General features: G+C 45.9%; 25 protein-coding genes, 2 tRNA genes and 1 pseudogene (1 of these 28 cut by a window edge). 16 read left to right on the top strand and 12 right to left on the bottom strand.

The genetic code is table 11. From position 1 onward, the window contains the following. Positions 1-2 precede the first annotated feature (2 nt). The 4 genes from BBC0178_RS10400 to BBC0178_RS10385 form a co-directional block, all read right to left on the bottom strand. Positions 3-494, bottom strand: coding sequence for a GNAT family N-acetyltransferase (locus tag BBC0178_RS10400; RefSeq protein ID WP_078040112.1), 492 nt, complete (start codon positions 492-494; stop codon positions 3-5). Positions 495-575: 81 nt separating this feature from the next. Next, complete coding sequence (gene gluQRS, locus BBC0178_RS10395) at positions 576-1,454, bottom strand: tRNA glutamyl-Q(34) synthetase GluQRS (RefSeq protein WP_078040111.1); 879 nt, start codon at positions 1,452-1,454, stop codon at positions 576-578. Further along, positions 1,441-1,980: a disulfide bond formation protein B gene (locus tag BBC0178_RS10390; protein WP_078040459.1), complete on the bottom strand. Its 540-nt coding sequence runs from the start codon at positions 1,978-1,980 to the stop codon at positions 1,441-1,443. Before BBC0178_RS10390 ends, gluQRS begins: the two co-directional genes overlap by 14 nt. A gap of 14 nt (positions 1,981-1,994) precedes the next feature. After that, positions 1,995-2,582, bottom strand: a complete 588-nt coding sequence (locus BBC0178_RS10385) for a YqaA family protein (RefSeq protein WP_078040110.1) — start codon at positions 2,580-2,582, stop codon at positions 1,995-1,997. 169 nt (positions 2,583-2,751) lie between these two features. Between BBC0178_RS10385 and BBC0178_RS10380 the strand changes: the two genes are divergently transcribed. Together BBC0178_RS10380 and arsC are read left to right on the top strand one after the other, a co-directional pair. Further along, positions 2,752-2,837 (top strand) — tRNA-Leu (locus BBC0178_RS10380). A gap of 429 nt (positions 2,838-3,266) precedes the next feature. Next, positions 3,267-3,638: an arsenate reductase (glutaredoxin) gene (gene arsC, locus BBC0178_RS10375; protein ID WP_077972928.1), complete on the top strand. Its 372-nt coding sequence runs from the start codon at positions 3,267-3,269 to the stop codon at positions 3,636-3,638. A gap of 312 nt (positions 3,639-3,950) precedes the next feature. Here arsC and BBC0178_RS10370 read toward each other — a convergent pair whose 3' ends face one another. Then, positions 3,951-4,676 carry an NAD-dependent deacylase gene (locus tag BBC0178_RS10370; RefSeq protein ID WP_078040109.1) on the bottom strand — a complete coding sequence of 242 codons (726 nt, stop codon included), beginning with the start codon at positions 4,674-4,676 and terminating at the stop codon, positions 3,951-3,953. A gap of 86 nt (positions 4,677-4,762) precedes the next feature. On the opposite strand from BBC0178_RS10370, the gene BBC0178_RS10365 reads away from it, so the two are divergent. After that, the gene (locus BBC0178_RS10365; protein WP_078040108.1) at positions 4,763-6,760 is read left to right on the top strand and encodes a hypothetical protein; all 1,998 of its coding nucleotides are present in this window, start codon (positions 4,763-4,765) and stop codon (positions 6,758-6,760) included. Positions 6,761-6,813: 53 nt separating this feature from the next. Here the strand turns inward: BBC0178_RS10365 and BBC0178_RS10360 are convergent. Together BBC0178_RS10360 and BBC0178_RS10355 are read right to left on the bottom strand one after the other, a co-directional pair. Then, positions 6,814-8,114, bottom strand: a pseudogene (locus BBC0178_RS10360) (L,D-transpeptidase). Between the two features lie 483 nt (positions 8,115-8,597). Next, positions 8,598-8,672: transfer RNA gene (locus BBC0178_RS10355), tRNA-Thr, on the bottom strand. A 169-nt stretch (positions 8,673-8,841) separates the two neighbouring features. Between BBC0178_RS10355 and BBC0178_RS11915 the strand changes: the two genes are divergently transcribed. The 11 genes from BBC0178_RS11915 to clpB all read left to right on the top strand — a co-directional run bounded on the left by BBC0178_RS11915 (position 8,842) and on the right by clpB (position 18,092). Further along, on the top strand, positions 8,842-9,003 hold the full coding sequence (locus BBC0178_RS11915; protein WP_188317732.1) for a hypothetical protein: 162 nt from the start codon (positions 8,842-8,844) through the stop codon (positions 9,001-9,003). A 119-nt stretch (positions 9,004-9,122) separates the two neighbouring features. Continuing rightward, entirely contained in the window at positions 9,123-10,412 is a 1,290-nt protein-coding gene (gene murA, locus BBC0178_RS10350; protein WP_078040107.1) for a UDP-N-acetylglucosamine 1-carboxyvinyltransferase, read from the top strand. Between the two features lie 57 nt (positions 10,413-10,469). Further along, positions 10,470-10,913 (top strand): DUF2948 family protein, encoded by a 444-nt coding sequence (locus tag BBC0178_RS10345; protein ID WP_078040106.1) that lies wholly within the window; start codon positions 10,470-10,472, stop codon positions 10,911-10,913. 21 nt (positions 10,914-10,934) lie between these two features. After that, positions 10,935-12,227, top strand: a complete 1,293-nt coding sequence (hisD, locus tag BBC0178_RS10340; RefSeq protein WP_078040105.1) for a histidinol dehydrogenase — start codon at positions 10,935-10,937, stop codon at positions 12,225-12,227. Positions 12,228-12,247: 20 nt separating this feature from the next. Continuing rightward, on the top strand, positions 12,248-12,718 hold the full coding sequence (locus BBC0178_RS10335) for a UPF0262 family protein (RefSeq protein ID WP_077972906.1): 471 nt from the start codon (positions 12,248-12,250) through the stop codon (positions 12,716-12,718). Positions 12,719-12,720: 2 nt separating this feature from the next. Next, positions 12,721-13,167 carry an arsenate-mycothiol transferase ArsC gene (locus BBC0178_RS10330; RefSeq protein WP_077972902.1) on the top strand — a complete coding sequence of 149 codons (447 nt, stop codon included), beginning with the start codon at positions 12,721-12,723 and terminating at the stop codon, positions 13,165-13,167. A gap of 156 nt (positions 13,168-13,323) precedes the next feature. Further along, positions 13,324-13,542: a translation initiation factor IF-1 gene (gene infA, locus BBC0178_RS10325; RefSeq protein WP_075869273.1), complete on the top strand. Its 219-nt coding sequence runs from the start codon at positions 13,324-13,326 to the stop codon at positions 13,540-13,542. A 2-nt stretch (positions 13,543-13,544) separates the two neighbouring features. Further along, the gene (locus tag BBC0178_RS10320) at positions 13,545-14,204 is read left to right on the top strand and encodes a Maf family nucleotide pyrophosphatase (RefSeq protein ID WP_078040104.1); all 660 of its coding nucleotides are present in this window, start codon (positions 13,545-13,547) and stop codon (positions 14,202-14,204) included. A 1-nt stretch (position 14,205) separates the two neighbouring features. Then, complete coding sequence (yacG, locus tag BBC0178_RS10315) at positions 14,206-14,418, top strand: DNA gyrase inhibitor YacG (RefSeq protein WP_077972898.1); 213 nt, start codon at positions 14,206-14,208, stop codon at positions 14,416-14,418. Beyond that, positions 14,415-15,206 carry a glutamate racemase gene (locus BBC0178_RS10310; RefSeq protein WP_078040103.1) on the top strand — a complete coding sequence of 264 codons (792 nt, stop codon included), beginning with the start codon at positions 14,415-14,417 and terminating at the stop codon, positions 15,204-15,206. Before yacG ends, BBC0178_RS10310 begins: the two co-directional genes overlap by 4 nt. A gap of 201 nt (positions 15,207-15,407) precedes the next feature. Next, entirely contained in the window at positions 15,408-18,092 is a 2,685-nt protein-coding gene (gene clpB / locus BBC0178_RS10305) for an ATP-dependent chaperone ClpB (RefSeq protein ID WP_078040102.1), read from the top strand. Between the two features lie 64 nt (positions 18,093-18,156). Here clpB and BBC0178_RS10300 read toward each other — a convergent pair whose 3' ends face one another. The 4 genes from BBC0178_RS10300 to BBC0178_RS10285 all read right to left on the bottom strand — a co-directional run bounded on the left by BBC0178_RS10300 (position 18,157) and on the right by BBC0178_RS10285 (position 21,284). Then, complete coding sequence (locus tag BBC0178_RS10300; RefSeq protein WP_078040458.1) at positions 18,157-18,705, bottom strand: hypothetical protein; 549 nt, start codon at positions 18,703-18,705, stop codon at positions 18,157-18,159. Positions 18,706-18,861: 156 nt separating this feature from the next. Beyond that, positions 18,862-19,221 (bottom strand): hypothetical protein, encoded by a 360-nt coding sequence (locus BBC0178_RS10295; RefSeq protein ID WP_077972891.1) that lies wholly within the window; start codon positions 19,219-19,221, stop codon positions 18,862-18,864. A 210-nt stretch (positions 19,222-19,431) separates the two neighbouring features. Further along, complete coding sequence (locus BBC0178_RS10290; protein ID WP_078040100.1) at positions 19,432-20,445, bottom strand: PAS domain-containing sensor histidine kinase; 1,014 nt, start codon at positions 20,443-20,445, stop codon at positions 19,432-19,434. Between the two features lie 44 nt (positions 20,446-20,489). Continuing rightward, positions 20,490-21,284 (bottom strand): response regulator, encoded by a 795-nt coding sequence (locus tag BBC0178_RS10285; RefSeq protein ID WP_078040099.1) that lies wholly within the window; start codon positions 21,282-21,284, stop codon positions 20,490-20,492. Positions 21,285-21,467: 183 nt separating this feature from the next. Here BBC0178_RS10285 and BBC0178_RS10280 point away from each other — a divergent pair, with 183 nt between their 5' ends. Further along, on the top strand, positions 21,468-21,656 hold the full coding sequence (locus BBC0178_RS10280) for a NepR family anti-sigma factor (RefSeq protein ID WP_078040098.1): 189 nt from the start codon (positions 21,468-21,470) through the stop codon (positions 21,654-21,656). Between the two features lie 18 nt (positions 21,657-21,674). After that, on the top strand, positions 21,675-22,232 hold the full coding sequence (locus BBC0178_RS10275) for an RNA polymerase sigma factor (RefSeq protein ID WP_077972883.1): 558 nt from the start codon (positions 21,675-21,677) through the stop codon (positions 22,230-22,232). Between the two features lie 421 nt (positions 22,233-22,653). On the opposite strand, the gene BBC0178_RS10270 is transcribed toward BBC0178_RS10275, so the two are convergent. Then, positions 22,654-24,403 carry the 3' portion of a M23 family metallopeptidase gene (locus BBC0178_RS10270; protein WP_078040097.1) on the bottom strand. It continues 239 nt past the right edge of the window, so the window shows 1,750 of its 1,989 coding nt (coding positions 240-1,989); its start codon lies off the right edge, out of view — the gene reads right to left on this strand; it ends in the stop codon at positions 22,654-22,656.

Below are 24,403 nucleotides of genomic sequence, written 5' to 3'. Positions count from 1 at the left end.
TGTCAGAGAATCCGTTGCATCAATACAAGATTGAGCCACTGTCCGGCTTTTGTACCAACTTCCGGCATGTGTCCGGTTATTGTGAAGCCGAACGCCTTATGGATGGCGATAGAAGCTTTGTTACCCGCTTCAATACCGGCAATAAGAACATGGATATGGTTTTGTTCGGCATGTGTGATTAAAGCCGCCAGAAGTTTTTTGCCAATTCCTTTTCCGCGTTCGGTCTTTTCAATATAAATGGATATTTCAGCCGAATAGCGGTAGCCTTCGAAAGGTCTGAACGGTCCGTAGCTTGCATAGCCTACTGTTTTGCCATCATCCACAGCAACCAATACCGGATATCCGGAAGCATTTCGTGTTTTCAACCATTCCCGACGATTATCAATATCGACGGTTTTTTCATTCCAGATAGCGAGCGTATTCTCTACCGCATCGTTATAAATATCAGTGATGGCTTTAAGATCACGTTCTTCAGCCGGTCTAATGGTAATCATTTTAAAAACCCATCGAATATTATGATTGGAAACCCTAGTCGCTTTTTAAAAGCGTGGAAAGAGGGCGCATGATAGCAATGGTCAAATTTTCGGCAAAAGGGCAAAAATATCGTTCGCCGTCAATCCTTTCTCTCTGAGCGACCGCAAACTTGTGTCCTTGTTGGATTTTGACAATTTGTGTCCATCATGACCGAGAACGAGCGGATGGTGGTAATAAAGCGGTGGTTCATAACCGAGAATCGTCTGCAAGAGCCGGTGAACCGAAGTGGCCTGGAACAGATCATTGCCTCTGACAACATGGGTGATGTGCTGAAGAGCATCATCAACAACGACCGATAGATGATAGCTTGTCGGCATGTCTTTACGTGCGATAATGACATCGCCCCAAAGTTCGGGGTGAGCAATTACTTTCTTTGTCTGATTGCCATGAAATTCGTACCAGTAGAGATCGTTACCTGAAAAACGCAATGCAAGATCCATGTTAAGCCGCCATGAATAAGGCACACCTTCGGCAATCATTTCGCGTGCTTTTGACTTTGAAAGCGAACGTTCATCCGTCGGATAAAGCGGTGTGCCATCGGGGTCACGCGGCCAATTTTTGCCCTTTCGCTCGGCTTCGGCAATGATTTCTTTTACCTCTCCACGGGTCAAAAATGCGGGATAGACAAGACCGAGTTTTTCAAGTTCATCAAGTGCTTTTTGATAGTCTGAAAAATGTTCCGATTGTCGCCGGAAAGGTTTTCGGAAATCGACCCCTAGCCATGATAGATCTTCCACAATCGCATTTTCATAGTGTGTTTTGCAGCGTGTTGTATCAATGTTTTCCATGCGCAAAACAAGTTCGCCCTTTAATATTCGAGCGATATGTTTGTTGACCAGCGCCGAATAGGCGTGCCCGAGATGGAGATAGCCGTTGGGGCTAGGTGCGAAACGTAACCGGACGGGCTTAATGTTCACCATTTTTTTTGTATGCACAAAAAGTGCCGACAAGAGCAAGAAAGGCTAGAAAAAGGCTCGATACAGCATTCCAACCGGCAAATGAAAGCCCTAGAAAATAACCGGCCGCAGTATCACAGGAAGGTGGTCGTTTTTTGTTCAGATTTGCCAGTAGATCATTTGCATCGGAAGTAATGGCTGTAGCGGCCGCCGAACAATCTGTTGGACCTGGCCAGAATTTATATTCCGCACCGGCATGATAGATTGATAGACCGAGATTATAAACCATTAGGAAAGCGGTAATCAAAAACAGCAAACGGATAAGAAATCCCGGTTTTCCTGTGAGCGACAAAGCCAAAGTTATGATCATTAAAGGTATACCGGTATAATAGGGAATACGTTCTTCAAGGCAAAGTTTACAAGGCATATAGCCGCCTATATGTTCGAAACCGAGTGCGGTTCCAATAGCAATCACCATCAAGACCAGTATCAAACAGGAAAGAATTGTTTGAAGCCGTCCGGACAGATAAATGGGCGAAGCAAAACCAATCAAAACAAATCCCCTTAGACCAGTATTTTATATAAAATATAGCCAATTATCAGAACGGTGCAAGCAATGGCGATAATCCATTTTAATCTTGGCAAGATATAGTCCAGCATGGTTGCACCATATTTTTTAATGAGCCAGGCCAGAAAATAGAATCGTGCGCCGCGTGCGACGATTGCTGAAATTATGAAAACCCAGATGTTCATACCGACAACACCGGCAAGAATCGTAACAACCTTGATGGGCGGAAGATGGGATATGCCTGATGTGATCAGCAATAACAGGATGATTTCCATACTGGTATTGCTGCGCAACGCATCGAAAGTCTCGAATTTTCCGTAAAATTCCAATACCGGTTTTGCTATCGCTTCATATGCAAAATGGCCGATAAGCCATCCCAATATTCCGCCGAGAACAGAAAAAAGTGATGCAATAAATGCATAGCGATAGGTTTTTTCTTTATTGATAAGTGACATCGGGATGAACAGGACATCTGCCGGAATAAGGAAAACAGAACTCTCTACAAAAGCGATAAAGGCCAGCCAGTATTCGGCTGATCTGCGGCCTGCCAGAGATAAAGTCCACTCTCCGAGCTTTTTGAGCATTTTGTTATTCCTCGTCAATCAAGCTATCTCTAAAGATGGTTAAAGCGTTAATCCAGTAGCTTGAACAAAATTTTTTAAGATAATTGTGTGTAAGGCAGTTGACGAGACCTCGGTTCTTAATATAACCAACAAATCCGTGACACATGGTTTGTGTCCTCACTTCATCGATGCGGGTGTGGTGGAACTGGTAGACGCGCCAGACTCAAAATCTGGTTCCCAAAAGGAGTGTCGGTTCGATTCCGACCACCCGCACCAATTAATCCCAACCTTTGTTCCTATTCTTGCTTCGAGCTTTGTATTTTTGTTTCTTGGCGCTCGTATCGGTTAAACGTTTTATTCAATCAGCCGATTGCTACCCCGACATTATTTTGTTTGCCCTTTCTTTTAAAAATAACTCCGGCAGGAAAATTCGCGACAATGTGGTGGAAACGTTTTTAATGGGCGGCAATGGGAGAACACTTTTGTCGAATTTATTTTGATAGTGTGTAAAACTCACCTGCCACGCGTTCTATTGACAAGGACTATAAAATTGTTCGACAAAGTTTATTGCGAACGTCAAGAACAACAAAACGGGAATTTAAAACAGTTTATTCGAAAGAGGGTAGATAGAATAGTCTTATCCAATATCGTCCTCTCGCACTAACCAAGTTTTTCCCGACAATTACGGCAATAAAGGGCCAATTCATGCAAAATACCGATGTTATTATTTATCATAACCCGCGTTGTGCAACTTCGCGAAGCGTGGTCGGTCTTGTGCGGGCTATGGGTTATGAACCCCATATTATCGAATATCTGAAAACACCGCCTACACCGGAAATGCTTCTTTGGCTAGCCAACCGTGCCAATGTTTCCATACGGGATTTTTTGCGGACAAAAGAACCGGCCTATAAAAAGTTAGGCCTGGATGATGAATCATTGCCCGACGATGTCATCGCCAAAAAAATGCATGATCATCCGGAACTCATCAATCGGCCGATTGTTGTTTGCCCGAAAGGTGTTCAACTTTGTAGGCCTGCTGAAACAGTGACAAATCTGCTGATTTTACCGGAAGAATGAAGTTTTCGGTCTTTCCATCTTTGTGTTGCGGACAAGAAAGCCGTGAGCGGAGGCTTTTGTTTTTCGTGATGTAATATTGTCCTTTCAAACGGGATTGGATTGAAACCGGGTGATGAATTTCCTTCCATGAGGTGAAAGTTATTCAATTCTGGACTTTACCGATCGGGTAGGCTTGGATTGAAAAACAGATTTTGCGTGTTTCATGCAAACAGGATGACAGATTGGAAAACTGTCGAATTGAAGACATTTCTTTTGAACAAAACATCCGGATCTCAGAGAAGGGCGGGCAGGTTTCAGCTAATTCAGCTTTCTTCAATCTGTCACTTGACTGTATTTCGCGATGAGATTGTCTACAAAATCCGGAGCTGTTTTTGTTGCAGGTCCGGAAATAACCTCGTCGAATAATTCATAAGTAGCCGGATTGGTAGCAAGGTTAATTTCGAAACATTCTGCACCGGCTTGTCGTGCAAGGCCAACAAAACCGGCTGCCGGATAGACGAGGCCGGATGTTCCGATAGCCGCAAAAATATCGGCTTGAGACAATGCCTTTTCGATTTTTTCCATATAAAAAGGAATTTCACCGAACCAGACGATGTCGGGTCTGAGACTCGCTTTCGCATGACAATGCGGACAGATGCTTTCCGCCGTTACATCGCCTTTCCATTCGGCTCTTTTGTGACATGTAAGACATAGAACATGGTTGAGGGTGCCATGCATATGTAGAACATTTTTTGATCCCGCCCGTTCATGTAAATCGTCGACATTCTGTGTCACGAGGAGAAAAGAGTGCGGAAAATTCTTTTCCAGTTTTGCAAGAGCAAGGTGAGCCTTGTTGGGGCGTGCATTTGCAGCATCATGACGGCGCTTGTTATAGAAATTATTGACGAGATCGGGCGAGCGTGCAAAACCTTCGGGTGTTGCTACGTCTTCAACTTTATATTTATTCCATGTACCATCGCTACCACGAAAGGTTTCGAGCCCCGATTCAGCCGATATGCCTGCACCTGTTAAAATGACAATATTTGGAGTTATATTCATTTGTTACTCACTCGTGACAAGGTTATTTCTCTTTTACCAGAAACGCGTATGTTACAAAGATTAAATTTATAAAAGGAATCGTTCACTTGGCCTTGGATAGTGACAGCAAAAAAACACTTCGCCAGAAGGTTGAGGATGCAGATTTGGCATTGTCTCTTAAAAAGCGTGCCGATAACAATACCGCATGGGCAGAAGCGCATATAGAACTTTCCGAAGCCTTGTTGGCACTTGCAGATGCCGAAGACAGTGATGATGATGCGCTTTCCCACTATAACGAGGCAGCATCGGGCTTCGAAAAAGCTTTACAGGTTTTCACCCGCAAACGTAATTTTAGTCGTTGGGGCGGGATTATTGTTTCTTATGTGCGGTGTTTACGCAATTATGCGCTGCGCGAAGAGGGGGAAATTGCTATTTTACGGCTTAAACGCGGACTTTCTTTACTTGATGAAGTCTGTAGAGCGCTGCCAAAAAAGAAAGGTGCGTTTGATCGGGCGCTCATTTTAACTGAGAAAGGCCATGTCTATCGCGCACTTTCGGATATTGATTTTTCAAGACCGCGTGAAGAACGACTGAAATTGGCATTGGATGCATTCAATGAAGCCATTGCTATTTTACGCGCAAAAGAAAATTTCCATTACTGGTCGCTTGCCGTTTCGGCAAGTGCGCTGGTTGCGGCCCAATTGGCACGAATCGAACCGGTCGAAAAAGCAAGGGATGATCTCGACCTTGCTATTGAACGTTTTGAAACGGCGCTGAACTACTTTGATGAGGATGACCAACCGCAAGATATTTCCTATGTTTATTTCGAGATGGGTCGTGCCTTGATGCAAAGGGCAACAATGGACACGCCAGCCAATCTCGGGCTTATGGAAAAAGCATTGAAAGCTTTCGAAAATTCCAGTGCGACATTTAAAGACGACGGGAGTGTACACGCATTGAGTCGTCTTCAAAACGAGACGGCATTGGCTCTTGCGCTTTTCGCCCAGCAGAAAGATCGGGACAGTGCTATTGAACTTCTCGAAAAATCGGTCGCACTTTATCGTTCCAATATTGATCTTCTCAAAGATAAGAGTGAAACGCTGGGACTGGCAATGACCTATGGCAATTTGGGAAAAGATCTGACCCAGCTTGCCAATTTTGCATCCGTTCCCTCTCAGGAACTAGAAAAAAGATATGAAGCAATTGCTGCCTTGCGTAACGCTATTGGCAAAGAAATAAAATTGGCTCGTCCGCTAGATTGGCTTTCCTATTTTATCGAATTGGGCGCGGCCCTTCAGGCGGCGTCCAATATAGAAGTACCGGAAAGGCGCGGTGAACTGTTACGGGAAGCTGTAAAACTTTATAATGAAGTTCTGGACACGATTAAAGGCCAGCAAAACGCCAAACTCTTTAACCGGATTTTGCAATGGCGTGCTCTTGCCCGTGCCCGTCTTGGTGAAGACGAAAAAGGTCATCAAGGTTTGATATGGCTCAAACAGTCCGAACTGGACTTCCGCTTGGCAATTGCTAAGCTTGATCCCGATAGGGATAAAAACGAGCTTTTTCGGCTTTATAGCAATTTGGCTCATGTTCTCTATTCCATGGCAAGGCGCAAAGATTCGACAACTCCTGTCGATTTGCTCAAAGCGGCCAATAGCGCCATTGAAACAGCATTTATCATCATAGGGAATGAACCTTTCGATAATGTGGATGAACAATTGGAAGCCCATTCCCATCACGCACTTGTTTTGTGGCGTTTGGGGTCATTCGGCAATGTGGTTGAAGCTTTTGCCAAATCACGAGCAATTTATGAAAAGCTGCTCCTTTCGCCAGTGTTGAAAAACAAGCCGAACAAGCTCTCGAATATCAAGCGCAGCTATGCGTTGATGCTCAAAGACTGGGCACAAAAAGTGCCAAAAAAGGCGGCAAAACCATTACTGGAAAAAGCAGCCGGACTGGTCAACGAACTCCGTGTCGTGGCGCTTGCCGATGATGATAAAAAAGCACTTAAACGATGCGATGATGCTTTGGCAGATATTCAATCAGGAATTCATGCTTTGGCAAAAAAGCGGTTTTTCAATTTCTGGCCGTTTAATCGGATATAAAACCGCTCTTTATTTTTTTCAAATTTCCGATCAACTGATCAATGATCAAAACATTAATCGGTAAAGTGGACAACCACACCGGGCTTTACCAATTTTGCCAATTCTTCGGCATCCCAATTTGTTAGACGGATACAGCCATGGCTTGACGTTTTTCCGATTCGTGAAGGATCGGGTGTGCCGTGAATACCATAGGTCGGTTTTGAAAGAGCTATCCAGACCGTTCCGACAGGTCCGTTGGGGCCGGGGGGAATAGTCAATATTTCATTATTGCTTCCCTGTTTGAAATTGACCTTCGGGTTATAAGTATAGTTCGGATTAAATGCGATGCGCTCGACTTGTACCGTGCCCGATGGCGAGGGGTTGTCAGACGAACCGATTGTTGCCGGATAAGCAACAACAAGCCTGCCTTCCGCATTATAGCCGCGCACCTGTTTGCGGGCCTTGTCGGCAACAATCCGGTCGACACTTTCGCGTTTGGGCAAAACCAGATTGGGAACCTTGATTGTTTCGCCGGCACGGGAGAAATGGGCTTGCGGATTGAGTTCCTGCAAGAATGTCTCATCAATATGAAAACGCTCTGCCAACATTTCTCTAACCGATGTATAGGCCATGGCAGGCATCTGTGCTTTCATAGCATAATCGGCAGGAATAGAAGAGACATATTGGCGGTTCAAATCGCTTTCGGTAATAGTATATTGCGTAAAGGCAGGACCGCCGGTTGATTGTAGAGCCGAATCCAGACGTTGTTTGTCATTGGGGTCAATAAAACGGCCACTGATTTCACTTGCAGCGGCGGCAGCCTTATCGAAATTGCTACCGGCCAAACCATCAATTGCTCCTGGTGAGGAGCCCAGCCGGTCCATTAAAATCTGAACAGCAGCAACTGTTTCACGACCTTTCGGAACATTGATCGCGGGGGTATGTTCGCTCGGCATTTCGCCAGCCTGATAACGGGGAGTGGTTTTCTATAAGAAGGTTGATTAGCCTCGCCACCACCACGATAAGGCTTGGCATCGGGTGCTTCAGGTACATCCTGATCATAAGGCACGCCACCTTCTATCGGCCCCTGATTGTTCGTTCCATAGGGTGGCGGCGTCACACCTTGGGGATAGTTTTCCGGCTCTTCCACACGAACAACCTGTCCATTTTCATCGACATAGATGCGCCGACCATATTGATCGCGATAAACGCGCAATTGCTGGCGATGACGCGGCAAATCGGAGGGGTCATAAAGTTGTGCCAGTTCGATTGGTTCGTCACTTTGTGTTGTGCTCGTTCCGTTTGCATAAACAGAAGGGAGCGATGCCATGACAAGGGCAATTGTCAAATTGGAAACTGAAGAAATATGAAACATTACGAACCGTACGAACTTATATTGGCAAAATTCGGTTGAATAGAGAAAGTGCCATCTCTAGACCAATTTGACGGCAGGAAAAAGGCATGTTCCATTCTCTCTTCCGTTAAATTATTTTAACAAAAGCCGTTTCTGACAAGACCAAGCTTTTGGGCGATAATCAGGTGATCAAAAAAGTCCGGTGATCAAAAACTTATAAAATCACAAATGTCTTGCAATTCGTCAGAATTGGAGAGTGCCCCCGCTTCGAGGTTTCATTGCTTGTCTTCTTCATCTTTATTGTCTTTTATGATCATTAATTGTGGCGATTATTGGCAATGAATGGGGAACAACAGAACGAGAATAGAGAACAACAGAACGAGCCGGTTTTCGCGTAAGTTCCGGTTGCCGTATTGATTTTTGAAAGTACTGATGCAATCGGCCTACCGTTTATTTGGCTGGTTTTGGCAGTGAATATCACGGATTGCAAGTGGAAATGGATTCTGGTGCTGCGAGAGAGGATTGAACTCTCGACCTCTCCCTTACCAAGGGAGTGCTCTACCACTGAGCTACCGCAGCTAAGAAAAATAGTTTTCGGGCGGCGTTCTGCCACATTGTAAAGAAATAGGCAAGCGGACATTCACGTTTCTCATAAGAAAAATCAAGGCAATATTCTTTGGCTGGCAATTTTTTTAACATGGTGTTATGACCGGAACCGTTTTTTTAGAATATTCAACAGGTTTGAAGGATGGCAGATTCAATCGCTGAGGAACGTCGCCAAAAACGTTTGGCGCAACAATTGCGCGCCAATCTTGTCCGGCGCAAACAACAAGCGCGTGAGCGCGAAGAAATGCGCGAAAAGACAGGCCACGACGAGGCAGAACATCCGCAAGGTGTACCGGCAAAATAATCCGGTTATTCTTAATTTTTTAATTTTAAGTCCTGTTTGTGCCACCTTTTGTCCTTACAGGGCGAATGGATAAACCGGACGATTGCTACCAATCGCAAAACAAAGAAAGGTCTTAACGGATGGATCGTATAAAAATTATTGGCGGGAATCGTTTGAACGGGGTTATTCCTATTTCAGGTGCAAAAAATGCAGCATTACCGTTGATGATTGCCTCTTTGCTTACCGATGATACATTAACACTTGATAATGTACCCCACTTGGCCGATGTCGAACAACTTATCAGGATTCTCGGCAATCACGGTGTCGACTATTCGGTGAATGGCCGTCGTCAGCATCAGGATGGCGCCTATTCCCGAACGGTGCATTTTACAGCCCGCCAAATTGTTACAACACGTGCACCCTATGAGCTTGTGTCGAAAATGCGGGCGAGTTTCTGGGTTATCGCGCCTTTGGTTGCCCGCATGGGAGAAGCTTGCGTTTCACTTCCCGGTGGCTGTGCAATCGGCACCCGTCCTGTTGATTTTATTCTTCAAGGGCTTGAGGCATTGGGCACAGAAATCAATATCGAAAATGGTTATGTACATGCCAAAGCTCCGAAAGGGCTGCGAGGCGCCGAATTTACTTTTCCGAAGGTGACGGTCGGTGGTACGCACACCATGTTAATGGCAGCATGTCTGGCAAGAGGTGATACTGTTTTACACAATGCTGCTTGCGAGCCGGAAGTTGTCAATCTTGCCGAATGTCTCAATGCCATGGGGGCAAAAATCAAGGGAGCGGGTACACCCACAATTTATATTGAGGGCGTCGAGGGGCTTTCGGGCGCACGCGTCAAGGTTATTTCCGATCGTATTGAAGCAGGCACCTATGCCATGGCGGTTGCCATGACCGGTGGAGATGTTCTGCTGAAAGACGCACGTCCCGATTACTTGCGTTCTGTTCTCGATACACTTTCCAAAACCGGATTGGAAATAAAAGAAAGTGAAGAGGGTATCCGTGTTGCAAGAAACGGTCTCGATATTGTTCCGACCGATATTGAAACACAACCATTTCCGGGTTTTCCGACAGATTTGCAGGCGCAATTTATGGGGCTGATGACAAGGGCAAAAGGTGTTTCGCACATCACCGAAACAATTTTTGAAAACCGTTTCATGCATGTTCAGGAACTTGCCCGCCTTGGTGCCCATATTTCGCTAGTTGGCCAAACGGCTACAGTTGAAGGTGTCGAGCGGCTATTGGGCGCACAGGTTATGGCAACCGATTTGCGTGCCTCGGTTTCTCTCGTTATAGCGGGGCTTGCGGCAGAAGGAGAAACAACAGTCAATCGTGTTTATCACCTCGACCGCGGTTTCGAGCGGCTTGAAGAGAAGCTTTCAAATTGTGGTGCACAGATTGAACGTATAAGCGGATAATGACAATATCTTTCCTGTCGCAAACAGGATATTATTGAAAGGGAATGGAGTGGTAAGATGCCGCTTTTGAAATTGATAGCCATGGATGACGAGGATCTGGAGATCTTGTCGGCGCATTTACAAGATGCTGTCGTTAAAGTTGCCGATCTCGACTGGCGCAGTACCGAGAAGCGTTTTATAGCGGCACTTAACCGTTTTGCCTGGGAAGAACAGATGAAGGGGGGATTGTTTTCGCGCACAAAAACCGGTGAACGGCATCGTACGGCTCTCCGCTTCGATCGGGTTCTAAGTGTCAAAACACGTGGTTTCGATCGTGAAAAAAAAGACAATGTCTTGTCTCTTTTGACAATGCAATTCCAGCCGACAGTTCCTCCCGCCGGTATTGTGACGCTGATTTTTTCCGGTGAAGCGGCTATCCGTCTTGAAGTGGAATGTATTGAAGCGCAATTGACCGACCTTGGTCCTGTCTGGCAGGCCAAGGCCAACCCGCATCACAGATAATTTTTTTCGACAGGAAAAAGAATGGTTCAAATTCTTCGTCAATCATCGGCAAATTTCGAAAACGAGTTTCGTAAATTTCTCGATTCAAAGCGTGAAGTTTCCCAGAGTGTTGATGACACTGTGCGCGACATTATCAAAACGGTTCGCGATGAGGGTGATCAGGCTTTGATCGACTTATCGGCAAAATTCGATCGTGTGGACCTTAAAGAAAAAGGTTTAAAAATTAGCGAGAGTGAAATTGATGAAGCGATGAAGCACGTTCCGCCAAAAACGCTTGATGCTTTGAAGCTTGCCCATGATCGTATTGTTGTCTACCACCAGAAACAACTGCCAAAGGATGAACGCTTTGTCGATCCGCTGGGTGTCGAACTCGGTTGGCGCTGGACGGCTGTTCAATCAGTCGGGCTTTATGTGCCAGGTGGTACGGCAAGCTATCCGAGCTCGGTGCTGATGAATGCTGTGCCGGCCAAAGTTGCGGGCGTTGAGCGTATTGTCATGGTGGTTCCGACGCCGGATGGACATCTCAATCCGCTGGTTCTTGCCGCAGCCAAACTTGGCGGTGTGAGCGAGATCTATCGTGTTGGCGGGGCGCAAGCGGTGGCAGCCCTTGCCTATGGTACAAAAACCATAAAGCCGGTGGCAAAAATTGTCGGCCCCGGTAATGCTTTTGTTGCGGCAGCCAAAAGGCAGGTTTTCGGCAAAGTCGGCATTGATATGATTGCCGGACCGTCGGAAGTTCTGGTCATTGCCGATAAGCTTAATGATGCTGACTGGATTGCCGCTGATCTTCTCGCTCAAGCCGAACATGATACAGCCGCCCAATCCATTCTCATGACCGATGACGAAGCTTTTGCAAACGAGGTTATGAAGGCGGTTCAAACACAATTGACAACATTGAAACGCGGTAAAACCGCTTCTTCGAGCTGGCAGGACTTTGGTGCGGTCATTCTTGTCAATGATCTTGAACAAGCCTTTCCACTTGCCAATCGTGTTGCGCCGGAACATCTCGAATTGGCGGTGGAAGACCCTGAGCGCTTTTTACCCTTGATACGGAATGCCGGAGCTATATTTGTCGGGCGTTACACACCGGAAGTGATTGGTGATTATGTTGGCGGTTCCAACCACGTTTTGCCAACTGCCCGTTCGGCAAGATTTTCATCCGGTCTTTCAGTTCTTGACTATATGAAACGCAGCTCGATTTTAAAACTTGGTGCAGACGAATTGCGCAAGCTTGGACCATCGGCGATAGAACTTGCCAATGCGGAAGGACTGGAAGCCCATGGAAGGTCTGTTGCCATAAGATTGAATCTCTAGTTTGAAAAGGGAGGGGGAGTGTGGAGAAGGCGCGGCTCATTGATGTCGAACTTGATGAAACCATCGGGCGTTCGACGCCCGAGGTCGAGCATGAGCGTGCAGTTGCTATTTTCGATCTCATTGAGGAAAATAGTTTTATGCCCGTGGGAGACACCGGAACCGGTCCCTATAAACTGAAATTGTCGCTTGTTGACAGGCGTCTGGTCTTCGATATTTCCCGTGAAAATGGCGAATGGGTAACCACCCATATACTTTCGCTTGGGCCGTTTCGGCGCATTGTTAAAGATTATTATCTGATTTGTGACAGTTATTACGAGGCTATCCGGTCTGCAACGCCTACAAAAATCGAAGCCATCGATATGGGGCGTCGCGGCTTGCACAATGAAGGGTCGACCACTCTGCAAGATCGCTTACGCGGAAAAATAGATATGGATTTCAAAACGGCGCGGCGGCTTTTCACTCTTCTTTGTGTTCTATACTGGAAAGGGTGACGATGGCTGAAGATTATAAATCAACATCAAGACGCCCTTCATCAGTGCTTTTTGTTTGCGGGCAAAATTCTATACGCTCGCCAATAGCCGAGGCGCTGACACGCAAAATGTTTCCGGATATTTATGTTGCATCTGCCGGCGTCGTCAAAGGCAATCGTGACCCTTTTGCAGCCGCGGTTATTGCCGAAGACGGGCTTTCTATGGAAGGGCACAATCCGCGCGGGCTGGAAGAATTGTCGGATGGCTATTTCGATCTTGCCATCACCCTTACGCCGCAAGCTCATCATGCAGTGCTCGAACAGATGCGCGGGTTTTCGGTCGATGTCGAATATTGGCCAACGCCTGATCCGGCACTTGCAACGGGTTCGCGCGAACAAATTCTTGATGCCTATCGGGATATCAGGGAAAACCTGAAAAAGCGGATAATGGCGCGCTTTGCCAATAAATAGTGCCCATTTGCTTAAAAACCGCATAAACTATTGCGCTCTTTTGATTCAGATGTTCACAAATGGCCGAGAATAGGGTAGGTTCCCCCCAACTGGACGGGCGGCACCTGCCGTTTGTCAAATTTTGATCAAAATAAACAGTCTAGAAACAGGTAATTTATGGCCAAAGAAGAAGTATTGGAATTTTCCGGCGTGATTACGGAGCTTTTACCCAATGCGATGTTTCGCGTAAAGCTCGATAATGATCACGAAATTATCGCTCATACAGCAGGGCGTATGCGTAAAAACCGCATCAGAGTTCTCGCTGGAGACAAGGTTATGGTGGAAATGACACCTTATGACCTGACCAAGGGTAGGATCACCTACCGTTATAAATAATTATGACGACAAATTCTGTTATGCCGGAAGAAGACCCGCGGGTGAAAACCAAGCTTGTTCTTGCTTCAGCTTCGCCAAGACGCTTGGCATTGCTCCGGCAGATTGGTGTTTTCCCCGATCATTTGCATCCTGCCGATATTGATGAAACGCCAAGGCGTCTCGAACATCCGCGTTTTCTCGCAAGACGTTTGGCAAAGGAAAAAGCCCAAAGAGGTGCAGAACTCGTTTGTGTTATGCCGGAATTCGAGCATGCGCTTGTTCTTGCTGCCGATACGGTCGTTGCCGTCGGGCGTAAAATTCTGCCGAAACCCGTTGATGAAGATGAAGCACGTGAATGTTTGCGACTTTTGTCTGGCCGGACGCATAAAGTTTATACCGGTGTCTGTCTCATTAACGCCAAGGGAAAGAGTCATCATAAGCTTGTTGAAAGCCGTGTGCGTTTTGAACGATTGGGGCGCGAGGTTATCGAAGCATATCTCTTGTCGGGCGAATGGCAGGGAAAAGCCGGAGGTTACGCCATTCAGGGGCGGGCCGGTTGTTTTGCCTTGCAAATTAGCGGTTCCTATAGCGGGATTGTAGGCTTGCCGCTCGCTGAAACAGTCGAATTGTTAACAACACAGAATTATCCCGTATTTGAACATTGGCAGAAAGATGAGGTCTGAAATGGCAACATCAGTTAAAGACCAATCCCGATCAACCGCTAAAGTATATCCGTTGCGTTCACCAAGGCCATGCCCTGAATGTGGCAAACCTTCAACCCGCGAAGCTTATCCATTTTGTTCTGACCGTTGTCGTGCAATTGATCTCAATCGTTGGCTTAAAGGTTCATATATCCTGCCGGGTAAACCCTTTAACAATGCGGATGAAGAAGAATGAAACTCGTAAAGCCCGTTGCCATTTTCGACGCCGGTATCGGCTCTTATGCCATTGTGGACCTGTTACATAGAAAACAGCCGCAACGCGATATTATCTATTTTGCCGATCGGGCCCATTTCCCATATGGAAAAAAGACGGCTGACGAGCTTGCCGATATTATGAAGCTGACATTCAAACGGTTGATGCGTTACGACCCCTCGGCCATCATTATCGCTTCCAACGCGCCGTCTATTATGGTGTTTGACCGCGTCAAAGACAGTTCGCCCGTGCCGCTTTATGGCGTATTTCCGCCGCTTGAAGAAGCGGAAAGAAAAAGTCGAAGCGGCTTTGTGGCAATTATGGGGGTAGCCTCAATGGTGAAAAGCGAGATGGGGAAGGCATTTGTCAAAAATCACAGTAAAAAGCCGGACAATGTCGCTCTCGTCAATGCCTCACCGATGGTTGAATTGGTCGAAAGCGGGACTTTCTTATTCAATCCGGAAAAAACGCAATCCGAAGTCGACCGTTTCATGGGAGATTTGTTGGAAAAATATCCGGCCGTTGATACATGCACGCTTTCAAGTACCCATCTGCCTTGGCTTAAAAACTTCTTTGAAAAAGCAGCGCCACAATGCTGTTTTCTTGATCCCGCCGAAAGCATTATCGGAAAACTTGAAAAAAAATATTCAGGAAGCGGCCTTATTCAAGGTCTGGTAACCGAAAGTGCCGAATACAGGTTACAAGACTTCAAAAAAATGCTGCGTAAACTCGACATTACAATTCCACTCGACGTGATTGCAGACGAATAGAAATCCTGTCTTTGTCAATTCTAGAGGCTTAACTTCATTGTTTTTCGGACAATGGATTTTGTTTAATGCCTTGATTATTTTTGATCTTGTGGAATTTCATCGTCAATACCATATCAGGTAACGAGTACGGCTTGCCTTAACGGGAGTCTGTCACTTCAAGCCCATAATGCCATTTATGGATTATGGGAAAAGGAGACGAGAATGAATTTAGAAAAATATACCGAGCGCGTGCAGGGGTTTTTACAGTCTGCACAAAACTTTGCCTTGTCATCGGACAATCAGCAGTTCGTTCCCGAGCATTTGTTAAAAGTGCTATTGGATGACAATGAGGGGCTTTGCTCTTCATTGATAGAGAAGGCTGGCGGCAACGTAAAAGCGGCAAAAGAGGCGTTGGCAACGGCACTTTCGGCATTGCCAAAAGTAAGCGGTGGCAATGGCCAGCTTTATATGTCGGAAGCTATGGCCAAGGTTTTTACCAAAGCAGAAGAGCTGGCAGAAAAAGCAGGAGACAGCTTTGTGACTGTCGAACGCCTTTTGCAAGCTCTGTTGATGGAACCGAAAGCCAAGACAGCAGAAATTCTTTCCAAAAGTGGGGTTACGCCAACAGCGTTAAACAAGGCGATCAATGAAATGAGAAAAGGACGCACAGCTGATTCGGCCAATGCCGAAGCACAGTATGACGCATTGAAGAAATATGCGCGTGATTTGACGAAAGATGCGCGCGAGGGGAAACTTGACCCTGTCATCGGCCGTGATGAAGAAATCCGCCGGACAATTCAGGTATTGTCGCGGCGCACCAAAAATAATCCGGTTCTGATCGGTGAACCGGGCGTTGGTAAAACGGCTATTGTTGAAGGGCTGGCATTGCGTATTGTGAACGGCGATGTTCCCGAAACATTACGGGACAAATCGCTTCTTGCCCTTGATATGGGGGCATTGATTGCCGGTGCAAAATATCGTGGCGAGTTTGAAGAGCGCCTGAAAGCGGTTTTGACCGAAGTTCAGGCTGCAAATGGCGAAATCATCCTGTTTATTGATGAAATGCACACATTGGTTGGTGCCGGTAAATCGGATGGCGCAATGGATGCGTCCAATTTGTTGAAACCGGCTCTTGCCCGTGGTGAACTTCATTGCGTTGGTGCAACGACTCTCGAAGAATATCGCAAATATGTTGAAAAGGACGCGGCTCTTGCCCGTCGTTTCCAACCGGTCTTTGTTGATGAACCGACAGTTGAAGACACCATTTCGATTCTGCGTGGTATTAAAGAAAAATACGAGCAACACCATAAAGTCCGGATTTCCGATTCCGCTCTCGTTGCTGCGGCAACTTTGTCGAATCGTTATATTACCGACCGGTTTTTGCCCGATAAAGCAATTGACCTTATTGATGAAGCAGCTTCACGGTTGCGTATGCAGGTTGATTCGAAACCGGAAGAACTTGATGAAATTGACCGCCGTGTCATGCAGTTGAAGATTGAGCGGGAAGCTTTGAAAGCCGAAACCGATCCTGCTTCGAAAGATCGTTTGGAAAAACTCGAAGACGAATTGGTCGAGCTTGAAGAACAATCGCATGAAATCACTGCAAAATGGCAATCTGAAAAACAGAAATTGGGTCATGCTGCCGAGTTGAAGAAACAATTGGAAGCAGCGCGCAACAATTTGGCTATTGCCCAGCGTAACGGTGAATATCAGAAAGCTGGTGAACTTTCCTACAGCATCATTCCGCAATTGGCTAAACAATTGGAAGAGGCTGAAAGTCAGGAAAATCACGGCTCGATTCTGGAAGAAACCGTCACACCTGATCACATTGCGCAAGTGGTATCACGCTGGACCGGTATTCCGGTTGATAGCATGCTCGAAGGCGAACGTGAGAAACTTCTGAGAATGGAAGACGAGCTTGCCAAACGCGTTGTCGGACAAGGCGAAGCAATTCAGGCTGTTTCCCGCGCAGTAAGGCGTGCACGTGCGGGCTTACAAGACCCGAACAGACCAATTGGTTCGTTCATTTTCCTAGGGCCAACAGGTGTTGGTAAAACCGAGCTCACCAAGGCTTTGGCAAAATTCCTGTTCCAGGACGAGACCGCAATGGTTCGTATCGACATGTCGGAATATATGGAAAAACATTCGGTTGCCCGTTTGATCGGTGCTCCTCCGGGATATGTCGGTTATGAAGAAGGCGGTGCTTTGACAGAAGCGGTTCGTCGTCGGCCATATCAGGTCATCTTGTTTGATGAAATTGAAAAAGCCCATCCGGATGTTTTCAATGTTCTTTTGCAGGTGCTTGATGACGGACGCTTGACCGATGGTCAGGGGCGCACTGTCGACTTCCGCAATACGCTCATTATTATGACATCGAATCTCGGTGCCGAATATTTGACAGCTCTTGACGATAATGATGAAGCCGAGAAAGCCCGTGATGATGTTATGGCAGTGGTTAAAGCTGCATTCAGACCGGAATTTCTCAACCGTGTTGATGAAATTATCCTGTTCCACCGGTTGCACCGGAAAGAAATGGGAGCCATTGTCGACATCCAGTTGCAACGTTTGCAATCATTGTTGTCAGACCGGAAGATCAAACTTGTTATTGATGATAGTGCTCGCGAATTTCTTGCCGACAAGGGCTATGACCCTGCTTATGGTGCACGGCCTCTTAAACGGGTTATCCAGAGAGAAGTTCAGGATCCGCTCGCTGAAAGGCTGCTCATCGGCGATATTCTTGATGGTTCGACTGTCAATATTTCGCGCGGTTCCGATCGCCTGATCTTCACACCGACGCCAACTCATCCTGTCGATGAATCGAAAGTCGAGGACAAGGGTACCGAAACTGCCGGGGAAAAGGCTGACGAAAAAAAGCCGGATACAAAGCCGAATAAACCTAAAAAATAATATTTCAATCTCATAAAAAAGGCCGCTTTCAAGCGGCCTTTTTATTGCAATTTTTTACTTAAGCTTATTGGGCGGGCGATGCGTTAGCCGGTTCTTCAACAGGCTGTTTTGCAACCGGTGAGGTATCAACTGTAATACCGGCAACCAGATGTCCTTGCCGATAATCGTAAATAACAAGCTCTGTATTGCCTTCCGGTGTCAATGTTTCAAGCGCAATCATGTCGTTCGAAAGACTCTGCGAGAGGATGCGTGTTCCTTGAGGAAGAGCAATGGAACGTTTGATAAATTCCGGAACAGCAGGAGCCGGTGTTTTTGCATTAACCGCTTGATTTGATAGATCGGCGTTAGCACCGGGCACCGGACTTGTTTCGGTTTTCGTAGTGCTTGCCGGTGCTTTATCGGAAGGCGAAGATGTAACTTTATAGATAACGGCGGCCAGAATAATCAGAATGAGAACGATTGTTATTCCAATAGAAACGATCATCAGCCTCATCAGCTTCCGCCTTACTTTTTCAACTGCGGGATCCAGCGGCGCTTGTGGCTGCATGGGCTGCTGATTATAAGGATCCTGATAATCCATATTTTCATAACCGGATTGATAATCGTCGCGCATCGAACATTCTCCATTGATAGTGCCCCGCATTTACGAGTTTCACAGCAATGTTTCAATGGAAAATAAATATTTTAAGCTTTGGTGAATAATCTTTTAATCAGAAAATCCCGACCATTGGCAAGATTAATGGCCAAGAATAATGTAAAGAAGATAACTTTATGCTGCGGGTTTTGTATTGATTTGTGTTGCGCCGGCAACCGGCTTTTCAATCTTTTGTAACGGTACAGTCAATTCTTCTTCTTCGCTATCTTCATTGGCAAGTTCCACAATGAAATCGCCATTCTGGTCAACCCGCCAATAAATGCTCAAATCACCGTTGATGAAGTTCGGATCTGCTTTGATACATTGACCGAACACCAATTCGTTGGACTGTCCGATGTGATTGACTGCCGGTATCAAGGCTGCCTCGCAGGCTTCGTGGGTGGGATAAACCTTGACCATATCGTCAGCGGCATTGCATGCAGAAAAACCATCTGTGCAGGAAACAAGCAACATTACAGCGATGACGGAATTCATGATCGACCCCTTCAGGAACATTTTAAGATTTAGCGGATGAATTTATTTCTTTTATACTTTGATAACGAGCTCGCCGGTTTTTTGTTCCGGAATAAAACATATGCCACAAAAAATAGCTGAATAAAGGATTTGTTTTTTACTTCATTCCTGATCGCGATAAGTTTTACTCAAAGCTAAAAAACCCGAACGCTTATCGCAAAAAGAAAAAGTTCAGGCGTAAAAATCGAAATAGGTATCGGGGAGTGTAAGGTGATAAACCACGCCGTCATTTGTAAATTCGAGACTTGCCGTGCCGTTCACAGAAACCGGAACAATCTTTTCAAGGACGGCACTGCCAAAGCAGGCTCTCCGATCATTGTCGAGCGTGTGTCCGGGCGAAAAGACTTCATACCAGGAAATGCATAATTGCGATGGCTTGCCCTCATCTTTTTCAATCCGGCTCGTTACATGGATTACACCATCCGGTTTGGAAAGTGCTCCATAAGAAAGGGAATTGATGATGAGCTCATGGAATGCCAAACCGATATGCAATGCCGCACCAGGAAAAAGATAGGGGTCATCACCATCAATCGTAAAACGCCGATGTTCTTTTCCCAGATAATTTGCTGTCTGGCTTAAAAACAGCTCACGAAAATGAGCACCACGCCAATCGGAATCAGTCACAAGATCTTGTGAATGGGATAATGATTGTATGCGACCCTGAAATTTTTTTAAAAAGGTTTGCAAGGAATCGGTATAACGAGCGGTTTGACCGGCCACGCTTTGAATAATGGCAAGAAGATTTTTTGAACGATGACTTACTTCCCTGAGTAAAGCTTTCAGAACCTGTTCACGCCGACGCAATTCGGTTATATTAACGCCGGTCGTTAATAAACCGACGATTTCTCCCCGCTCGTCACGGTGACAATCAATCGAAAACTTGAACCAGAAAATACGATTGTTACTGTTTTCAAATCGGGCTTCCAACGTGTGCATCTTGCCGGTTTCCAAAACCCGCAATTTGATATCCATCATATTTTCGGAAAGTTTTTCGGATAAAAAATCGCTGTCGCGACATCCGGCAAACCACTTTTCGGCGATAATTTCCGGCAAGTTTTCTGCCCAGCGATAAACCATGTCGGGGGTCTGATAAAGAACAAAAATATCGGCTCCATGGATAGCCTGCGTCAAGGCACTCACATGCAATTTTTCAACAGCAGGTGAAGAATGGGGAGCCGATATCATAAGAAATTAAAAACCTTCTGATTTATTTCTTTCACGAAAACCTGTTATGATTTTCTGGATGCATTTTCCTGAAAGAAAAGCGCTTGGGAAATCAAAGCTTTCACCATATCCGGATTAAACGGCTTGGTTACAAGAAATGTCGGTTCAGGCCGTTCACCTGTCAACAAACGTTCGGGGAATGCGGTAATGAAAATGACCGGAACCTCATCGGTTTCAAGAATATCATTCACAGCATCTATGCCGGAACTGTTGTCAGCAAGTTGAATATCGGCAAGAACCATACCCGGTTTTTCTTTTTTGAACAGTGAAACAGCTTCGTCGCGCGTACGTGCAATGCCAACAACCTGATGACCAAGCGATTCGACAAGCTGTTCGATATCCATCGCAATTAACGGCTCGTCCTCGATAATAAGAATGCGTGTGGAAACTTGTTCGGAAATATCACGCGAAGCCTCGTTCAGCAATGCTCTGAATTGCTGTTGATCAACATTCATGATCTCCATAACTTCTTTGTCACTGAACCCTTCGACAGCAATGAGAAGAAATGCCTGACGGGCCCTCGGAGTAAGGTAGGAAAGTTTTGCATTGGCTTTTTGTTCCACACCGAATTGAGGTAAAGGCTCTGCAACGTTCGGCGTTGTTTGGTCGAACAATTCGCAGAACAGCCGATAGACGCTGATACGGTCGGATGTCGCCTCGGGGAAAATTGATGTGTCGGCAATAAGTGCTTCGAGCATAGCTGCAACATAAGCATCGCCCGACGTCTGAGAACCGGTAACAGCACGTGCAAATCGTCTCAAATAAGGTAAATGTGGTGCAATGCGTGTTGATAAAGTCATATATGAACTCCTTCTGCCCCTGAAAGTGTAACCATAGACAGGTTATGTGAAATATTAATTCATGAATAATAAAAAAGTTCCAGCCCCTTGGAACTTTTTAGTCAGTTCTATATTCTTAAAGGTAAGTGTAATTATTTACACGATTGTTAATTAACGGATGGCGTCATTTTTAAGGGACTTAAGATGGATGACAGCAAGGAAAAAATCGGTTCCGAGGTTTCCGGACCGGAAGATGATCTGCTTGGATCCAATAGTGAAATAGCGGTGAAATTACGGCAATTCTATACGGCTATTCAGGAAGAAGAAATACCGGAAAAATTTCTCGATCTTCTTGAAAAGCTCGATAAAGCCGAACAAGGTAGCCAGAGTTGAAATGGGAAAGTCACACCCATGAACGCACATAACCCAGATTTCAAACGTGAACTTTTGTCAAACCTGCCGGCCTTGCGTGCTTTTGCAGTTTCGTTGAGCGGGCAACATGATAGAGCTGATGATCTTGTACAAGATACAATCATGAAAGCATGGGCGAAGCAGGACAGCTTCGAGATCGGCACAAATATGAAAGCCTGGTTGTTCACGATTCTGAGGAACGAGTTTTTTAGCCAGATGCGCAAAAAAGGACGTGAAGTGCAGGATAGTGAAGGCGTTTTCACTGAAAATCTGGCTGTACATCCTGCCCAATATGGTTCACTCGATTTGCAGGATTTCAGAAAAGCGCTCGACCAACTTCCTGCAGACCAGAAGGAAGCTATCATTCTGGTCGGAGCATCAGGTTTTTCTTATGAAGATACTGCCGAGATTTGTAGTTGTGCTGTTGGTACGATAAAAAGTCGTGTCAGTCGCGCCAGAACCCGTTTGCAAGAACTTTTAGGCGTCAACGGACAATCCGACTATGGTCCGGATGCTGATTCGGCATCGTCGACAATGCGTTCTTTTACCAATTCCTGAAATTTGCAAATGCGGTATTCAAACTTATCAACCGCCAAAGTATGCTAGCTCTTTATCCGGTCATTCAGCACTATGTAATGATGTAATGCGGTAACGAACAGCTTCACGATTTTGCAAATCATGAAGGTTGACTTCGAATTATGGCAAATCGCGATATCAAGTTTCTTCCGGTCGTTTCGCTGCCATGCTTCATTGCATTGATAGACCTGAAGCAGGGGCTTCCCGATTCAGCGCCGCATAAGAAAATCTGTAAACAGACCGAACAGATTCGTTTTTTCTATTCGTATCCTCATGCCTTTTTATGTAAGGCTCTGTAAAGGCCATTGTGCTTTTTCTATTTGCTCGACCGGTAACATTGGCATGTTGATAATCGAGACTGTTTTCAGGCAGAATCAATTTTTCAGCGAAATGATTAATCGCATCAGATATCTGAACGGGATGTCCGATTTTTCTCGTCTGTGCCCGTGGTCGCAGCAAGTTTTTGGTCGTCTTGCCCGTTGATCAATGCTTCAAGTTTGTTGCGGTCGCGTTTGAACGCTTCAAGATCTTTTCCATGCAAGGATTTTGCATCCGGAAGGCGAATGCGCATCGGATCGACTTTCGTATTGTTCACTGAAACTTCGAAGTGGCAATGCGGACCCGTTGCAAGGCCGCTCGAACCGACATAACCGATAATCTGACCCTGATGAACCTTCGCTCCCGCTTTAATGCCAGGAGCAAAACTGTTCTGGTGTGCATAGGACGTTACGTAACCGTTGGCATGTCTAATTTCGGTCTGATTCCCATAGCCACGAACCGGACCTGCTTTTGTGACGACGCCATCTCCTGCCGCAACAATCGGTGATCCTCTTGGTGCGCTCCAATCAACACCGGTATGCATCCTGACATAACCCAGAACCGGATGCCTTCTCGGGCCGAACGGTGAACGGAAAATGGCATTGGGCACGGGTTTGCGCAAAAGGAACTGCTTTGAACTACGACCTTCCGAATCATAATAATCAATTGTTCCATCATTGGAGCGGAAACGATAATATTTTCGCGTTACGCCACCAAGTGTAGCACTGATAAAACGGATTTCCGGTTCGGCTGTGTCTTCCGAGTCTTTTTCAGGCGCTGCGTAAAATACTTCAAGTGTATCATTGGGTGAAACGCGATCTTCCAGATCAACATCGTTGGCCATGACGCGAATGAGTTGACGTGCTGTGGTGAGAGGCATGTCATAACTTAAAACCGAACGGTAAATTGCATCATAGATTGTCGGCAGATTCGAAGCATTAATATGTGTAAGCGGCACCCCGCCCTCGAAAGCGGTTTTGAGTAACGGTGTCATTTCCGGTTCGTTGCTTCTGACGAACTGCTTCTGGTCATTGAGAGAAATTGAAAGGATATGATGCATACCATGATAAATGCTGGCTCTTACCAGATGGTCATCACCGGACGCGTTGGTTTCTATTCCAATACGCAAAACGTTGCCGGCACGAAGCGTGTCGGATCCGTTGAATTGAGAAAGTGCAGCAGCTATTTTATCAGCATCTTCCCCTCCATAATTGGCATCATTCAAAGCATTGATAATGGTTTGGGTTTTTCTGAATGGAATAATATCTTCGGCATATTCTTCTGAATTGTCGTTCGGCGCTATGCGTGGAGAGATGCTGACATTCTCCTGAATAATTTTAACATCCGGCATTTCGGAAAATTTAATTGAACCGAAATGCCCCAATTGCGCAGGGTCAAGATAATGAAGTGCGGCAACGCGCGTAATATTATCACCAAGAACAAAACCGGCTGCTCGAATATTCTGTTCGGCCTGATCAGCAGTCAATTGATCCGAATCATCAAAAGTAGCGGTGTTCACATCAAACTCGATGCTATGGAGTGTAATTTCCGTTTCTACTTTTGTACCGTAGATCTGTAAGTTATTTTCCGGCTTATCGCCTTGTTTGACAGTTTGGTCAGAAAAAATTGTCAATGCGTTGAAGGGCGGATATTTCAAATTATTCGGCCGATCTTCGGCAAGAGCCATACGCACAAGTTCGAAAGGTTGAGTTCGAATGACCTCTTTTTCACCTTGCTTTTGCATGATTGAAAGATCGAAATGCTGCCTGTCGTCGAAATTTTTTCTCGGTACAATCTGGGCTATTCGATCGACTTTTCTTTCGTCGGATTCTTCT

Source organism: Ditibartonella apihabitans (assembly GCF_002007485.1).
GTDB lineage: Bacteria > Pseudomonadota > Alphaproteobacteria > Rhizobiales > Rhizobiaceae > Bartonella > Bartonella apihabitans.
The sequence above is the reverse complement of the archived record's forward strand: the minus strand, read 5'-3'. Positions and strand labels throughout refer to the sequence as shown.

Coding starts and splice junctions, on each gene's coding strand:
- BBC0178_RS10400 (WP_078040112.1), bottom strand. CDS start 494: ATGATTACCATTAGACCGGCTGAAGAACGTGATCTTAAAGCCATCACT.
- gluQRS (WP_078040111.1), bottom strand. CDS start 1,454: ATGGTGAACATTAAGCCCGTCCGGTTACGTTTCGCACCTAGCCCCAAC.
- BBC0178_RS10385 (WP_078040110.1), bottom strand. CDS start 2,582: ATGCTCAAAAAGCTCGGAGAGTGGACTTTATCTCTGGCAGGCCGCAGA.
- arsC (WP_077972928.1), top strand. CDS start 3,267: ATGCAAAATACCGATGTTATTATTTATCATAACCCGCGTTGTGCAACT.
- BBC0178_RS10370 (WP_078040109.1), bottom strand. CDS start 4,676: ATGAATATAACTCCAAATATTGTCATTTTAACAGGTGCAGGCATATCG.
- BBC0178_RS11915 (WP_188317732.1), top strand. CDS start 8,842: ATGGCAGATTCAATCGCTGAGGAACGTCGCCAAAAACGTTTGGCGCAA.
- murA (WP_078040107.1), top strand. CDS start 9,123: ATGGATCGTATAAAAATTATTGGCGGGAATCGTTTGAACGGGGTTATT.
- BBC0178_RS10345 (WP_078040106.1), top strand. CDS start 10,470: ATGCCGCTTTTGAAATTGATAGCCATGGATGACGAGGATCTGGAGATC.
- hisD (WP_078040105.1), top strand. CDS start 10,935: ATGGTTCAAATTCTTCGTCAATCATCGGCAAATTTCGAAAACGAGTTT.
- BBC0178_RS10330 (WP_077972902.1), top strand. CDS start 12,721: ATGGCTGAAGATTATAAATCAACATCAAGACGCCCTTCATCAGTGCTT.
- infA (WP_075869273.1), top strand. CDS start 13,324: ATGGCCAAAGAAGAAGTATTGGAATTTTCCGGCGTGATTACGGAGCTT.
- BBC0178_RS10320 (WP_078040104.1), top strand. CDS start 13,545: ATGACGACAAATTCTGTTATGCCGGAAGAAGACCCGCGGGTGAAAACC.
- yacG (WP_077972898.1), top strand. CDS start 14,206: ATGGCAACATCAGTTAAAGACCAATCCCGATCAACCGCTAAAGTATAT.
- BBC0178_RS10310 (WP_078040103.1), top strand. CDS start 14,415: ATGAAACTCGTAAAGCCCGTTGCCATTTTCGACGCCGGTATCGGCTCT.
- clpB (WP_078040102.1), top strand. CDS start 15,408: ATGAATTTAGAAAAATATACCGAGCGCGTGCAGGGGTTTTTACAGTCT.
- BBC0178_RS10300 (WP_078040458.1), bottom strand. CDS start 18,705: ATGCGCGACGATTATCAATCCGGTTATGAAAATATGGATTATCAGGAT.
- BBC0178_RS10295 (WP_077972891.1), bottom strand. CDS start 19,221: ATGAATTCCGTCATCGCTGTAATGTTGCTTGTTTCCTGCACAGATGGT.
- BBC0178_RS10290 (WP_078040100.1), bottom strand. CDS start 20,445: ATGATATCGGCTCCCCATTCTTCACCTGCTGTTGAAAAATTGCATGTG.
- BBC0178_RS10285 (WP_078040099.1), bottom strand. CDS start 21,284: ATGACTTTATCAACACGCATTGCACCACATTTACCTTATTTGAGACGA.
- BBC0178_RS10280 (WP_078040098.1), top strand. CDS start 21,468: ATGGATGACAGCAAGGAAAAAATCGGTTCCGAGGTTTCCGGACCGGAA.
- BBC0178_RS10275 (WP_077972883.1), top strand. CDS start 21,675: ATGAACGCACATAACCCAGATTTCAAACGTGAACTTTTGTCAAACCTG.